Raw genomic sequence first — 12,986 nt, 5'->3', positions numbered from 1 at the left:
CTCAAACAACTCATGAACGGCATCACAAGGGAATACTTTAGAACTCAATTTACGGTCGGTCGCAAGAAGCTTGTGTTCGGTCAACGAGCATGAACTCAGATATGCGCGCCCCGCCTCAATGCCGCCATCTGCTCACCGACGAGTTCGAGAAACTCGCCGACCAGCGGATTGCCTCGCGGCGTCTGCGGATAAAGCGTGAAGCCGCGAAACCAGATCGCCGGCGCGAACGGCCGGAACACGATGCGCGCAGGATCGGCATCCACGGTCGCGAGCGGATTGACGATGCCCACGCCCGCGCCGCGCGTCACGAGCGCGCAGATGGTCGCGCCATACGGCGTCTCGATCGCAGGCACCTGATCCGCGCCCGCCGGACGCAGCGCGCGATCGAGCGCGGCACGCGTATCGTCCGCATAGGAAGGCAGGATGAGCCGTTCGCCACGCAAGTCGGCCGCGCGAATCCGCGTGCGCGCCGCTAGCGCATGACGCGCTGGCAACGCGCATAGCCCCGCCAGTTCATAGAGTTCCTCGCTCATCACGCCGAACGCATCCGGCGTGGTGGTCGCGAAGCCTACGTCGCAGTGTCCCGACGACACCCAGCGCTGGATCGTGCTCTCACTGCGCATTTCGAGCGACACCGCGACCCGCGGATGGGCGTCCGCGAAGCGCGCGATCGCGGCAGGCAGAAACGACAGCGCGAGGACCGGCGCTGCCACGATCCGCAGCCGTCCGCTGCCGAGTTCAAGAATCTCTCGCGCCGAATGCTGCAGCTTCTCCAGACCGACGAAGCTGCGATCCACCTCGCGATAGAACGCGCTGCCAGCATCGGTGGCATGAATGCGTCCGCCATTGCGCACGAACAGCGTCAGTCCCGTGGCGGCTTCCAGTTCCGCGATTAACCGGCTGATGCTCGGTTGCGATGTGCCGAGTTCTTCGGCGGCGGCCGTCATCGAACCGCGCAGCATGACCAGCCGAAACGCCTCGACCTGCCTGAGATTCATCGTTTTCTCCGGACGTGGGCCGCGCAAAACATCGGCCGAAGTCTCAGCTTGCCATATCAGAAATGAATGGAAGCCGTTTTTGGCGCTATTTGACCGGATGATTTGCGAGCGCGACACTGGACTCGATCAAGCGAACAGGGTCAAGTCCATGCGTCCCGATGCGTTGCTGTTTCACGAAACCTTCCGCTGCACCCCGTACTGGTGGGACGCCGCACCGCCCGAGGTCGCGCCGGAGCCTTTGCCGGCGAACGTGGACCTGGCAATCGTCGGCAGCGGGTATTGCGGGCTGTCGGCCGCGGCGGAGGCCGCGAAGCATGGCGCGCGCGTCGCGGTGCTGGATGGCGCCGAGATCGGCGCTGGCGGCAGCACGCGCAGCGGGGGCATGGTGTCGAGCGGTCAGAAGCTTGCGCTGACCAACGCCATTCGCGGCGTGTCCGCTGAACGTCTCACGCGCCTGATGCAGGAGTCGATGGCGAGCTTCGACTATCTCAAGGGAATCATCGGAGACGAATCACTCGACGCAGACCTGCGTATCACCGGCCGCTTCTTCGGCGCCTATACGCCCACGCATTTCAACGTGCTGCGTCGCCAAGGCCAGTTGTTGCGCGACAAGACCGGCGTCACGGTGCACGTGATCGAGCGCGATGCGCAGCGCGGCATCATCGGCTCCGACTATTACTACGGCGGCATTCTCGTCGACGAATACGGCGGACTGCATACCGCGAAATATCATCGTGCGCTGCGCGACCTCGCGCGCCGGCGCGGCGCGACGCTGCATTCGCACGCAGCAGTGCAGCGGATCGAACGAATGGGAAATACGCGGTTTCGCGTGCACACCGCGCGCGGCGTGTTCGATGCGCGGCAGGTGCTGCTGGCTACCAACGGCTATACAGGTCCACTGCTGCCGTTCTTTTCGCGCCGCGTGTTGCCGGTCGCGAGTTATCAGATTGCTACCGAGCCGCTGCCCGAAGGCCTCATGGACGTCCTCAATCCGGGCCGCCGCATGATCAGCGATTCGAAGCGCAATCTCTTCTATACGCGGCCATCGCCGGACGGCACACGAATGATCTTCGGGTCGCGGCCCGCCATCCGCGAGATCGATGAACGCGAGGCCGCGCGGCGGTTGTACGCGAAGCTCGTGCAATTGTGGCCCGCCCTTCGGGACGTGCGCGTCACGCATTCCTGGAAAGGCTTCGTCGCAATGACCGGGGACAGGCTCGCGCACATCGGCCAGCACGACGGCGTGCACTATGCGCTCGGCTGTAACGGCAACGGCGTTGCGCTGATGAGCTATCTCGGGCATCGCATCGGCAAACATATGGCGGGTGTCGAGCAGGATGTCGGTGCGTTCGGCGAAGGCGCGTTTCCCCTCTCAGGTGCGGGAATGGCCAGCACGCTTGCGGTACCCGTCGGCAGTGCACTGTACCGTATCGGCGATATGTGGCACGGCCGCGTGCGAGCAGCGCTCTCTTGAAGCGATGACGAGCCGATTCAATCAGGAAGCCGAAGCATCTAAAGGAGCCACAATGATCGAGCTGAACAACGTTTCGAAGTGGTACGGCGGCATTCGCGTATTGAACCACTGCACGGCGAGCATCGCGCGCGGTGAAGTGGCCGTGATCTGCGGGCCGTCCGGGTCCGGCAAGTCCACGCTCATCAAATCCGTCAACGGGCTGGAAGCGGTACAGAGCGGGCAGATCGTCGTGGACGGCATCGACGTGACGGCGAAGCGCGCGAATCTTTCGCGGCTGCGGGCGCGGGTCGGCATGGTGTTTCAGCATTTCGAACTTTTTCCTCATCTCTCGGTGCAGCGCAACCTGATGCTCGCGCAGATGAACGTGCTCGGCCGCGCGCGCGACGAAGCCGGTGAGCGCGCACGCTCGCTATTGCGCCGCGTGGGCTTGAGCGGTCACGAGGACAAGTATCCGGCGCAATTGTCGGGCGGTCAGCAGCAACGCGTGGCGATTGCGCGGGCGCTTTCGATGGACCCGGTCGCCATGCTGTTCGATGAGCCGACGTCCGCGCTCGATCCCGAGATGGTCAACGAAGTGCTCGACGTGATGACCACGCTCGCGCAGGACGGGATGACCATGCTGTGCGTCACGCACGAGATGGGTTTTGCAAAGCGCGTCGCCGACCGCGTGTTGTTCATGGACCGCGGCGTGATCGTGGAAGACGATACACGCGAAGCCTTTTTCGAGCGGCCGCGCTCCGAACGCGCGCGAGACTTTCTTTCGCGCATCCTGCATTGATCCGACCGCTGTCCATTTCAAGGGAGCCTCACCATGCGATTACTTCGTCTCGCACGCCATCTCGCCGTGGCCGCATCGTTCCTGGTCGGCGCGACGACCGCCGCCCACGCCGCCGATGACGTCGGCACATTGACGCCGGGCAAGATCGTGGCCGGCGTCGATGCGAACAACAAGCCGTACTCGTACATCGACAACGGCAAGATGACGGGCTTCGATGTCGAGCTGGTACGCGCTATCGCCGCGAAACTCGGGCTCACGGCCGACTTCCGCGCGCAGGACTTCGCGGGTCTGCTGCCGAGCGTGGCGAATCAGCAGGTCGATCTTGCCGCGGGCTCGATCTCGATCACCAGGGAACGCCTCAAGATGGTCGATTTCTCGGAAGGCTATCTGACGGGTCTCCTGAGCGTCGGTACGCTGCCGGACAGCACGATCGGCGCGGACGTGGCATCGGTGAAGGACAAGCGCATCGGAGTCGTGCAGGGAACCATCGAGGACACGTATTCGCAGAGTTATCTGCCGGGCGCGCAGATCGTCCGCTTTCCGAACATCAACGCGGGCTTTCTCGCGCTGCGCAACAAGTACATCGACGGCTACTTCATCGACAAGACCTTGCTCGAAGCGCTGCAAGGTAAGTATCCGGACTTGAAGCTCGCCGACAAGCTCGACATCTCAGCTTCGAATCTTCCCGCCGGTTTCGCGATCCGCAAGGGCAATGCGAAGCTCGAAGTGGCGGTCAACAAGGCGATCGGCGAACTGGTGGCGGACGGGACGTGGCTCAAGCTCTATCAGCACTTCAATCCCGGCTATCCGAAGCCTGATCCAATGCCGCCGTACGCGATGAAGTAACCGCCCGCCATTGTTGGTTGCTTTGCCACGCCTCGTCAAGCGCAAGGAGAGAGTCTCCATGAATGCATTCCTGCAGAACTTCCTGGATTGGCCGCTGCTCGTCGAATCGCTGCCGACGCTGATCGGCACGGGTCTCGTGAACACGCTGATCCTGTCGGTGGTCTCGACTGCGCTCGGCATCGTGGCAGGAATGGCGCTGGCGCTCTGCGCCGTATCGCACACGCGCTGGCTGACGTGGCCCGTGCGCGTTTTCGTGGATGTCTTCCGCGGCCTGCCCGCCGCGCTCGTCATCCTTGTGGTCGGCCAGGGGCTGGCGCCGGTGGGACTCTCGCTGTTCGGGCCGAATCCGTATCCGCTTGCGATCGTCGCGCTGGCGCTGGTGTCGTCGGCGTATATTGCCGAGATATTCCGGTCGGGAATCCAGAGCGTCGGACGCGGGCAGATGTCCGCGTGCCAGGCGCTCGGCATGACGTACTGGAGCGGCATGCGTCATGTGATCGTGCCGCAGGGCGTGCGGCGCATTCTGCCCGCGCTTGCCAATCAGTTCATCTCGATCGTCAAGGATTCGAGCCTCGTGTACTTCCTCGGGCTGCTCACTTCGCAGCGCGATCTCTTTACCATCGGGCAGAACGCGGCGGTCAATACGGCCAACCTGTCGCCGCTCGTCGCGGCAGGCGCCGTGTATCTGCTCATCACCGTGCCCCTCACGCACACGATCAATCATCTGGACCGCTGGACCAATCGCTTCATCAACCCCGCCGCGCGCCAGCAGAAGACATCGCGCGCCGGGCGCAACGTGCGCGCTGAAGAAGCGCTGCAGTCGCAGACAGCGGCCGTGGCCGAGCGTCGTCCGTAACTCTCACTTCGTTGAAAGAAACCATGGGTCCTAAAGTCGACACCGTCGCCGACGATATCAAGCTGCCCGAACGCGCCGATGTGGTCGTGATCGGCGGCGGCATCATCGGCGTATCAACGGCGCTTGCGCTGCACGAAAAAGGGCTGTCCGTCGCGCTGTGCGAGAAGGGGCACATAGCGGGCGAGCAGTCGAGCCGCAACTGGGGGTGGGTCCGCGTGACAAGGCGCGATCCCCGCGAATTTCTGCTGAGCATCGAAAGCCTCAAGATCTGGCGCACGCTCGACAGAACGCTCGACATCGACACCGGCTTCAACCAGTGCGGCATCCTGTACGTATCGAACGATGACGCCGTGCTCGAACGTCACCGTGACTGGCTGAAGCGCGCTCGTCAGATAGCAGGCGACGATGCCTTCGACACGCGCGAAGTGGACACGCATGAAGTCTCACGCCTGCTGCCCGGCGCGACGCAGACGTTCAAGGGCGGCATCTTCACGCCGGGCGATGCCCGCGCGGAACCGCAAAAGGCCGCGCCCGCCATCGCTAACGCGCTGCGACGCAAGGGCGTCAGTATTCTAACGCCGTGCGCGGTGCGCGGCATCGAGACGAGCGGCGGGCGTGCGAGCGCGGTCGTCACCGAACATGGGACGATTCGCTGCGATGCGGTCGTCGTAGCAGGCGGCGCATGGACGCGCTATTTCTGCGGCAATCTCGGCGTGGAGCTGCCGCAACTGCTCACGCGTGCGTCCGTGCTGCGTACCGAACCCCTCGAAGGCGGTCCCACGTGCAGCGCCAATAACGAGGAATTCGCGTTTCGCAAGCGTGCGGACGGCGGCTACACGGTCGCGTACGGCCTGCGTACGCACGCCGATCTGACGCCCGATTCGTTCCGCCTCTTCTTCAAATACATTGAAGCATTGAAGAGTCAGATGGGCGCACTACAGATCCAGATCGGCAAGCGCTTTTTCGACGAACTCAAGCGGCCGCGCCGCTGGGCGCTCAACGAATCGACGGTTTTCGAACATGTTCGCACGCTCGATCCTGACCCCGTGGTGCCATACGTCGACAAGGGTCTCAAGGCGTTCACCGAAGCGTTTCCGCAGCTGTCGGGCGCGCGCATCGCGCAGCGGTGGGCCGGCTACATCGACGTGACGCCGGACGCGATCCCCGTCATCTCCGAAGTCGCGCGCGTGCCGGGCATGTTCATCGGCACCGGTTTCTCGGGACACGGCTTCGGAATCGGGCCGGGCGCGGGCCGGCTGATGGCCGACCTCGTCAACGGCGACGCACCGCTCGTCGACCCGCACGCGTTCCGTCTTGGGCGCTTCAGCGACGGCTCCAAGATCACGATCGACGCGGGATTCTGATAAGCGAGGACGGAAAGCACATGGAATTGCACCTGGACAAAGTGGCGATGGTGTCGGGCGCGAGCCGCGGCATCGGACGCGAGATTGCGCTGGAACTGGCGCGGCGCGGTTATAGGCTGTCGCTCGGTCTGCGCGATACGCACGCTTACGATGGCGTGCCCGATGCGTTCCTGCATCCCTACGAGGCGCGCGATCCCGAAGCCGCCCGCGCCTGGGTGGATGCGACGATCGCGCGCTTCGGGCGCATTGACGTGCTGGTGAGCAACGCGGGCATCTGCCGCATGATCGACTTCGATACCGGCACCGATGCGCTCTTGACCGAAACCTTCGAGATCAACGTGAACGCACCTTTCCGGCTCGTGCAGGCGGCGCTGCCGCATTTGCGCCGTGCAGGAGCCGGACGCTTCGTGCAGCTTGCATCGCTTTCCGGAAAACGCGTGAAGAACCTGAACGTCGGCTATCAGATGTCGAAGCACGCGATGGTGGCGCTCACCCATGCGGTGCGCCGTGCGGGTTGGGACGACGGCGTGCGGGCGACCGCGGTATGCCCCGGCTTCGTCAACACGGACATGGCCGCAGGCATCGCCGATATTGAACCGATGGCGATGACGCAGCCGCAAGACCTGGCGCTTCTGGTGGTGAATACTATCGAGTTGCCGAATACGACGAGCCTGGCCGAACTGCTCGTTAATTGCCGCTATGAGGAGACGCTTTAGTGGCTGAATGCGCTTCTTGAGCTAAAGCCAAGCAACGGTGGCCCGGCTGTCTGCCTGCGTGCAATCTCTGACGCCTATGAGTGTCCGGCGCCCTGCGTGATCGATTCGACGTACTGCTCGACAGACCGAGCACGGTAATCGATCGGCGTAGCGCTCAGATACATAACGAGAGCATGGTCGCGCGAACTTGCGGTCGCATAGCCCTGTCCGCCGAGTGCGCGTGCCAGTTGTACCGAGACATGTCCTGCCCTCTACTGATAATCGCTGAACCGCGAGGTGGGCTCTTCCACCGTCGATGTCGGCGTGAAACCCGGCACGTTAGCGCGAAACTGATTGAGCAAACCATTGTCGACCTGCGAAACGCCCTTTAACTGAAGCTGCATGAGCGCCCGCGTGCCGGTACTCGGCGACGTCGCGGAGCTCGTGGCATTGGTGTACTTCTCAAACGCAACCCCGAACGACCAGCAATCGGCGTCGTACTGAACTCCGAGCAAGCCGGCAATCAGACGATGCGTGCTCATGTCGTAGTTGACGCGCGCAACACTCGCCACATTAAGCGCAAGCGGCCATTGCCCCGAAACAATGAACTGATTGACCGGCTGGTAATCGAGCGTGCTGTTGGCGCGCGTGTAGCGGTACGCCACGTTCAGCACCTGATGTGCGCCGGGAGCCCAACCAAATCCGGCTTCCGCATGCGTGAGGTAATGATTGGCCTGACTGTACTCAACGGCCTGCTCCGCGCTGAGATTCGGCCCAACCTTGTACGACGCACCCAGAATGATTCCGGTACGCGCAACGGTACTGATCGCGTCGTCCGACTGCAGCGTCACACGCGGCGTGCGAAAGTCATATTGTTCAGCGAGCACGAATCGCGCGCGCTCTTCGCCGCTCGCTGGGTCGATGAAACGCGTGGTCAATGCTGCCGTCGCCCGATTTGCATCGGACACTCGGTCGTTGCCGACAAAGCTGTTTGCCATGAAGAGTTCTGCGAGCCCGAAGTCCGCTGTGGCGGTGTCAAATAGCGGAACATAGGATTGGTTGCGATAAGGTGTGTACACATAAAACAGACGCGGCTCTAGCGTCTGAATGTACGACTGGCCGAAAAGTCGAACGCTTCGCTCGAAGCGCATGCCCGAATCGAGGCTGAACGTCGGCACGTTGACACTGAACGATTTCGGCTCGCCTGCAGGCACGTCCGATCCGATGGACGTCAGATCATATGCGGCGAAATGCCATGCGAGCTTCGGCGTGATGAACCAGCCCGGCCGCTCGATCGGATAGCTCACGTAAGGGTTGAAAACGAAACGATTGCCCTGCGTCATATCCGACGACGAGATCGTGAAGCGTGTCGCATCCGCTTCCGCGCCGATGTCGAATCCGGCCACGTTATAGCGTGCGTACCGCACATTGACCTGCGGCTCGCGGTTATAAGTCGAGTCACTGGAGAACGACTGCCAGCGCTGCTCTCGAGCCAGTACGGTCCACGGGCCGTCGGAATAGGTCAGTCCGGCTTCCTGCTGGTATAGGGTGGTTGAACCCGTCGGAAAGGCGACGCCGGAGGCGAGATCGGTCACCACCGTGGAATCGGAGACGCGGTTGTAATTGACGTATGCGCCAAAGCCCGAGCCGAAGCTCCAGTTCTCCTTGAGCGCAATCGAATAGCGCTGCGTCCTGGTAATCGCATCGTGCGGCAAAAACGCCACGGACAGGGAGCCCGAATCGTTGGGGCGCAAGTAACGGTAGTCCGCTGTGAGCATCGCGCCCCGGCGCGTCATGATGCGCGGCGTCAGCGTGAGATCGTAATTGGGCGCGAGGTTGAAGTAGTACGGGAGCGCCACGTCCACGCCATTGGTCGAACTCATCGAGAAAGTTGGCGGCAGCAGGCCGCTGCGTCGCGCGCCCGACAGCGGAAACGAAAGCCACGGACTCGCGAGCAGCGGTATGCCCTGAAAGAACAGCACGCCGTTATGAGCGATACCCTCGTCAGTACCTGTGTCGATATCGAACTCGGACGCGTTCACGTACCACGCCGGCTGCGATTCGCATTGACAGGTGCTGTACGTGCCGTGATGCACGACCGAGCGCTCCTTATCCACGAGATCGATACGCCGGGCGCTGCCCCAGCCTCCGGTCAGATGGAACCTATACTTTGGCACGCTGATATAGCCCTCATTCGCGTCCACGTAGAAATGCGCGTCAGGTCCAGCGAACACGTTGCCATCTCGAACAAGCTGAACGTTGCCATAGGCATCGGCCTTGTCGACATCTACGTCGTAATGCAACGCGGCGCCCTTCACGATCGACACGTTGCGCCGCAACTGCGCGTGTCCCTTGAGCGATACGTCGGTGTCCGTCGTGGCCGTGACAGAGTCGGCGAACGCCGAGATTGCCGGCCGATCTTCCGCGCGCATGGGCTGCTCGGTCAGTTGCGGCGCGAGCCGCAGTCCCCATGGGCCATCCACCGATTCCGGCTGTGCCGAGGTGCCGCTCAATTGCGCGTGACCGGCAAGCGGTATGTAGCCGGCGGTGAAGAGCATCAGGGAAACGAGCGGCCTTAAGCGAAAGCGCCGAAATACACTGCGTAGTTTCAAATGAGGTAACGATAGGAAAGAATGAAGGACGCAGCGATGCGAGAGAAGTCGCGTCGATGCCGGCAATGTGTCGCCAATGCGCCGGCAAACGGCGCGGCGCTATTGCAGCGTCGTGCCGCCGGCGCGAGGCTCCTCCGCAGCCACCACGCCGCCAAGCGCTTGCAGCAGATAGGGAATCTGGTCGGCGGGCAATGAGAAGGACAGTCCCGCATTCGCCGATAGATGAAAGCGGATCACCACCATTCCCATGCCGTTCAGCCTGCCGACTTCCCAGCCCTGGCACTGCAGCGCGAAGCCCATCTGCTGATCGTTATGAGCTACGCGGTCGGCGTGTTCTATTGCATTGGGCAGCGCCACGAGCAGATCGTTAAGTACCGAGCGATGCAACGCGGCCGTGGGCTGATTGCCGTGAATCAGAAGGTACTGACCATCGGCAGTTAACTGCATGTCGGTAATCGAATTGAGCAAGAAAGCCGAAATGTCAGACACGGGTTGCGTCCTCTCCCATAGCGCGGGCTCGCTCCACGGTGCCGACCTCATGACGCGATGCATCGCGGCGAACCAACAGCGACACCATAGCGAGGCGCGCGGAAAAGATCGGCGACGAACTGACGCGCAAGATTGCCGCAACCACTGCCGGTGAAAAATATTCCATCATGACCAACCCTCCAGATCGCGTTATGCGGGTGGCGCAATCGCCGATCTGACAATAGCAGCGTGAATGCGCCGCCGGGTTACACGCGCCCTACGCTTCCTTCATCTGTGTAACGCACAATTTCTACGCCTGTCGCACAAGTCCTCGCGCGGCCGCCTGCCGCCGTATCGTATGGCGCATCAGCCATAAGGGGCGGAAAGTTTTCAGTAACGTCAGGCGCGGCACACGTCCCTATACTTCGCGCTTTCCAGAGCCAAAGACCGCCGTTTCGAAAGCGTTGCTTGCCTTCGAGCGTTCTCATCTGCGCTTTGTGCGCTGTATCAGGACCAGAAACCCAAGATGAATTTTCGAGCCTTAACCAGCCGGCTAGCAGGCGCGCTTTCGTTCGCCGGCATTACGCTGGCAACTAGCCCGGCTCACGCCGCGGAGCCGTTCGTCGTGCAGGACATCAAGATTGAAGGCTTGCAACGCATCGAACCCGGTACCCTCTTCGCCTACCTGCCGATCAAACAGGGAGAAATGTTCACAGAAGATAAGGCTTCCGAAGCAATTCGCGCCTTGTACGCCACCGGCTTCTTCAACGACGTACGTATCTCCACGGAAGGCAACGTCGTCACAGTGCATGTGCAGGAACGCCCAGCAGTGGGAACGATCGACTTCGCGGGTATTCACGAGTTCGACAAGGAAAATCTGACGAAGGCGCTGCGCGCTGTCGGCTTGTCGCAAGGCCGCTCCTACGACAAGGCACTGGTGGACAAGGCGGAACAGGAATTGAAGCGCCAGTATCTGACGCGCGGCTATTACGCCGCCGAAGTCACCACGACGATTACTCCAATCGACCGTCACCGCGTCGCGATCCTCTTCTCCGTGGCCGAGGGCCCGAGCGCCAAGATCAGGCAGATCAATTTCATCGGTAATAGCACATTCGATACGAACACGTTGCGCGACGAAATGCAGCTGTCCACGCCGAACTGGTTCTCGTGGTACACGAAGAACGATCTATATGCAAAGGACAAGCTTACCGGCGACCTCGAGCACGTTCGCTCGTACTACCTGAATCGCGGCTATCTGGAGTTCAACATTGAGTCGACACAGGTATCGCTGACGCCGGACAAGAGGGAGATGTACCTGACGGTCACGTTGCACGAGGGCGAGCCATACACCATTTCGTCCATCAAACTGGCGGGTAATCTGCTCGACCGTGAAAGTGAACTGACCAGGCTCGTCAATATCAAACCCGGCGAGCGCTTTTCCGCTGAAAAACTGCAGGCCGCGACCAAGGCGGTAGTAGATAAGCTTGGCGAATATGGGTATGCGTTCGCCACGGTGAACGCACTGCCGAAGATCGATCAGCAGCACCATACGGTCGATCTCACGTTGCAGGTGGACCCGAGCCGCCGCGTGTACGTGCGCCATATCAACGTCACCGGCAACACCCGCACGCGCGACGAAGTGGTACGCCGCGAAATGCGTCAACTGGAGAGTTCGTGGTTCGACTCGAACCGGTTGATGTTGTCGAAAGACCGCGTGAATCGTCTCGGCTATTTTACCGATGTCGATGTGACCACCGTGCCGGTAGAAGGATCGTCGGACCAGGTGGATGTGGACGTCAAGGTCAACGAGAAGCCGACCGGCGCTATTACGCTCGGCGCGGGCTTCTCATCCACCGACAAAGTCGTGCTTTCGGCCGGCATTTCACAGGACAACGTATTCGGCTCCGGCACGAGTCTCGCTCTGAATGTGAACACGGCAAAGACTTACCGTACGCTTTCCCTCACGCAAACCGACCCCTACTTCACCGTGGACGGCATCAAGCGGATTACGGATGTGTACTACCGCACCAGCTATCCGCTCTATTACTATACCGACACGAGTTTTCGCATTGTCACCGTGGGCGCGGATCTGAAGTTCGGTATTCCGTTCTCCGAAGCGGACACTGTCTATTTCGGTTTGGGGCTAGAGCAGAACCGGTTGCGCACGGATTCCTCGACGCCACAGAGCTACAAAGACTACGTTGCCGAATTCGGCAACGTAGTCAACAACGTGCCAATTACAGCAGGCTGGGCACGTGACAACCGCGACAGCGCACTCGTGCCGAGCCGCGGCTACTTCGTGCAGGCCAATAGCGAAATTGGCACGCCGGCTGGAGGCACCGAGTACTACAAGACCGACGTTCAGGCCCAGTACTATTACTCGTTCTCGCGCGGCTTCATTCTGGGTATGAATCTTCAGGGCGGTTACGGCAATGGATTTGCCGGCAAGGCGTATCCGATTTTCAAGAACTATTACGCGGGCGGGATCGGCTCGGTGCGCGGCTATGAATCGGGCTCGCTCGGCCCGACCGACAAAACAACGGGCGATCCGATCGGCGGCTCGCGAATGGTGGTGGCCAACGTCGAAATGACTTTCCCATTGCCTGGCACAGGATGGGACCGGACGTTGCGCGTGTTCACCTTCCTCGACGCCGGCAATGTATGGGGCAACGAGGGTAACAGTACGGGCGCCAATGGCTTGCGCTACAGCTATGGCGCGGGACTCGAATGGATATCGCCGATTGGCCCACTCAAACTTTCGCTCGGCTTCCCGGTCGTCAAACACGCTACCGACAAGTACCAGAAGTTTCAGTTTCAGATCGGCACATCGTTCTAACGTTAATTGCGCGAAAGCCGGGCTGACAAAGCAGCCCGGCTTCTCTCGCAACAACACAC

Annotated in this window: 11 protein-coding genes; 7 read left to right on the top strand and 4 right to left on the bottom strand. The window is 61.4% G+C overall.

Features of this window, described 5'->3' with window-relative positions; translation table 11 throughout:
* Positions 1-95: 95 nt before the first annotated feature.
* The gene (locus SB753_RS00655) at positions 96-998 is read right to left on the bottom strand and encodes a LysR substrate-binding domain-containing protein (RefSeq protein WP_410798488.1); all 903 of its coding nucleotides are present in this window, start codon (positions 996-998) and stop codon (positions 96-98) included.
* A 148-nt stretch (positions 999-1,146) separates the two neighbouring features.
* On the opposite strand from SB753_RS00655, the gene SB753_RS00650 reads away from it, so the two are divergent.
* The 6 genes from SB753_RS00650 to SB753_RS00625 are packed head-to-tail and all read left to right on the top strand — an operon-like array spanning position 1,147 to position 7,032.
* Positions 1,147-2,472 (top strand): FAD-binding oxidoreductase, encoded by a 1,326-nt coding sequence (locus SB753_RS00650; RefSeq protein WP_310357664.1) that lies wholly within the window; start codon positions 1,147-1,149, stop codon positions 2,470-2,472.
* Positions 2,473-2,524: 52 nt separating this feature from the next.
* Positions 2,525-3,250, top strand: coding sequence for an amino acid ABC transporter ATP-binding protein (locus SB753_RS00645; protein WP_410798487.1), 726 nt, complete (start codon positions 2,525-2,527; stop codon positions 3,248-3,250).
* Positions 3,251-3,283: 33 nt separating this feature from the next.
* Positions 3,284-4,096: an ABC transporter substrate-binding protein gene (locus SB753_RS00640; protein WP_410798486.1), complete on the top strand. Its 813-nt coding sequence runs from the start codon at positions 3,284-3,286 to the stop codon at positions 4,094-4,096.
* A 58-nt stretch (positions 4,097-4,154) separates the two neighbouring features.
* Positions 4,155-4,952 (top strand): amino acid ABC transporter permease, encoded by a 798-nt coding sequence (locus SB753_RS00635; protein ID WP_020067597.1) that lies wholly within the window; start codon positions 4,155-4,157, stop codon positions 4,950-4,952.
* A gap of 23 nt (positions 4,953-4,975) precedes the next feature.
* Positions 4,976-6,316: an NAD(P)/FAD-dependent oxidoreductase gene (locus SB753_RS00630; protein ID WP_087750718.1), complete on the top strand. Its 1,341-nt coding sequence runs from the start codon at positions 4,976-4,978 to the stop codon at positions 6,314-6,316.
* Between the two features lie 20 nt (positions 6,317-6,336).
* A complete protein-coding gene (locus SB753_RS00625; RefSeq protein ID WP_410798484.1) occupies positions 6,337-7,032 on the top strand; it encodes an SDR family NAD(P)-dependent oxidoreductase in 696 nt (231 codons plus the stop codon).
* 251 nt (positions 7,033-7,283) lie between these two features.
* Here the strand turns inward: SB753_RS00625 and SB753_RS00620 are convergent, their stop codons facing one another.
* The 3 genes from SB753_RS00620 to SB753_RS00610 all read right to left on the bottom strand — a co-directional run bounded on the left by SB753_RS00620 (position 7,284) and on the right by SB753_RS00610 (position 10,281).
* Entirely contained in the window at positions 7,284-9,569 is a 2,286-nt protein-coding gene (locus tag SB753_RS00620) for an LPS-assembly protein LptD (protein ID WP_410798483.1), read from the bottom strand.
* 153 nt (positions 9,570-9,722) lie between these two features.
* The gene (locus tag SB753_RS00615; protein ID WP_020067592.1) at positions 9,723-10,112 is read right to left on the bottom strand and encodes a hypothetical protein; all 390 of its coding nucleotides are present in this window, start codon (positions 10,110-10,112) and stop codon (positions 9,723-9,725) included.
* A complete protein-coding gene (locus SB753_RS00610) occupies positions 10,105-10,281 on the bottom strand; it encodes a hypothetical protein (RefSeq protein WP_410798481.1) in 177 nt (58 codons plus the stop codon). Before SB753_RS00610 ends, SB753_RS00615 begins: the two co-directional genes overlap by 8 nt.
* A gap of 336 nt (positions 10,282-10,617) precedes the next feature.
* Here SB753_RS00610 and bamA point away from each other — a divergent pair, with 336 nt between their 5' ends.
* Positions 10,618-12,927 (top strand): outer membrane protein assembly factor BamA, encoded by a 2,310-nt coding sequence (bamA, locus tag SB753_RS00605; RefSeq protein ID WP_410798479.1) that lies wholly within the window; start codon positions 10,618-10,620, stop codon positions 12,925-12,927.
* The last annotated feature ends 59 nt before the right edge of the window (positions 12,928-12,986 follow it).

Source organism: Paraburkholderia sp. SIMBA_053 (assembly GCF_046534895.1).
Classification (GTDB): Bacteria; Pseudomonadota; Gammaproteobacteria; order Burkholderiales; family Burkholderiaceae; genus Paraburkholderia; species Paraburkholderia caledonica.
This window is presented reverse-complemented; position numbering and strand designations above follow the sequence as displayed.

What these genes read in the sequence shown, in the direction of transcription:
- SB753_RS00655 (WP_410798488.1), bottom strand. Translation starts at nt 998, where the DNA reads ATGAATCTCAGGCAGGTCGAGGCGTTTCGGCTGGTCATGCTGCGCGGT.
- SB753_RS00650 (WP_310357664.1), top strand. Translation starts at nt 1,147, where the DNA reads ATGCGTCCCGATGCGTTGCTGTTTCACGAAACCTTCCGCTGCACCCCG.
- SB753_RS00645 (WP_410798487.1), top strand. Translation starts at nt 2,525, where the DNA reads ATGATCGAGCTGAACAACGTTTCGAAGTGGTACGGCGGCATTCGCGTA.
- SB753_RS00640 (WP_410798486.1), top strand. Translation starts at nt 3,284, where the DNA reads ATGCGATTACTTCGTCTCGCACGCCATCTCGCCGTGGCCGCATCGTTC.
- SB753_RS00635 (WP_020067597.1), top strand. Translation starts at nt 4,155, where the DNA reads ATGAATGCATTCCTGCAGAACTTCCTGGATTGGCCGCTGCTCGTCGAA.
- SB753_RS00630 (WP_087750718.1), top strand. Translation starts at nt 4,976, where the DNA reads ATGGGTCCTAAAGTCGACACCGTCGCCGACGATATCAAGCTGCCCGAA.
- SB753_RS00625 (WP_410798484.1), top strand. Translation starts at nt 6,337, where the DNA reads ATGGAATTGCACCTGGACAAAGTGGCGATGGTGTCGGGCGCGAGCCGC.
- SB753_RS00620 (WP_410798483.1), bottom strand. Translation starts at nt 9,569, where the DNA reads ATGCTCTTCACCGCCGGCTACATACCGCTTGCCGGTCACGCGCAATTG.
- SB753_RS00610 (WP_410798481.1), bottom strand. Translation starts at nt 10,281, where the DNA reads ATGATGGAATATTTTTCACCGGCAGTGGTTGCGGCAATCTTGCGCGTC.
- bamA (WP_410798479.1), top strand. Translation starts at nt 10,618, where the DNA reads ATGAATTTTCGAGCCTTAACCAGCCGGCTAGCAGGCGCGCTTTCGTTC.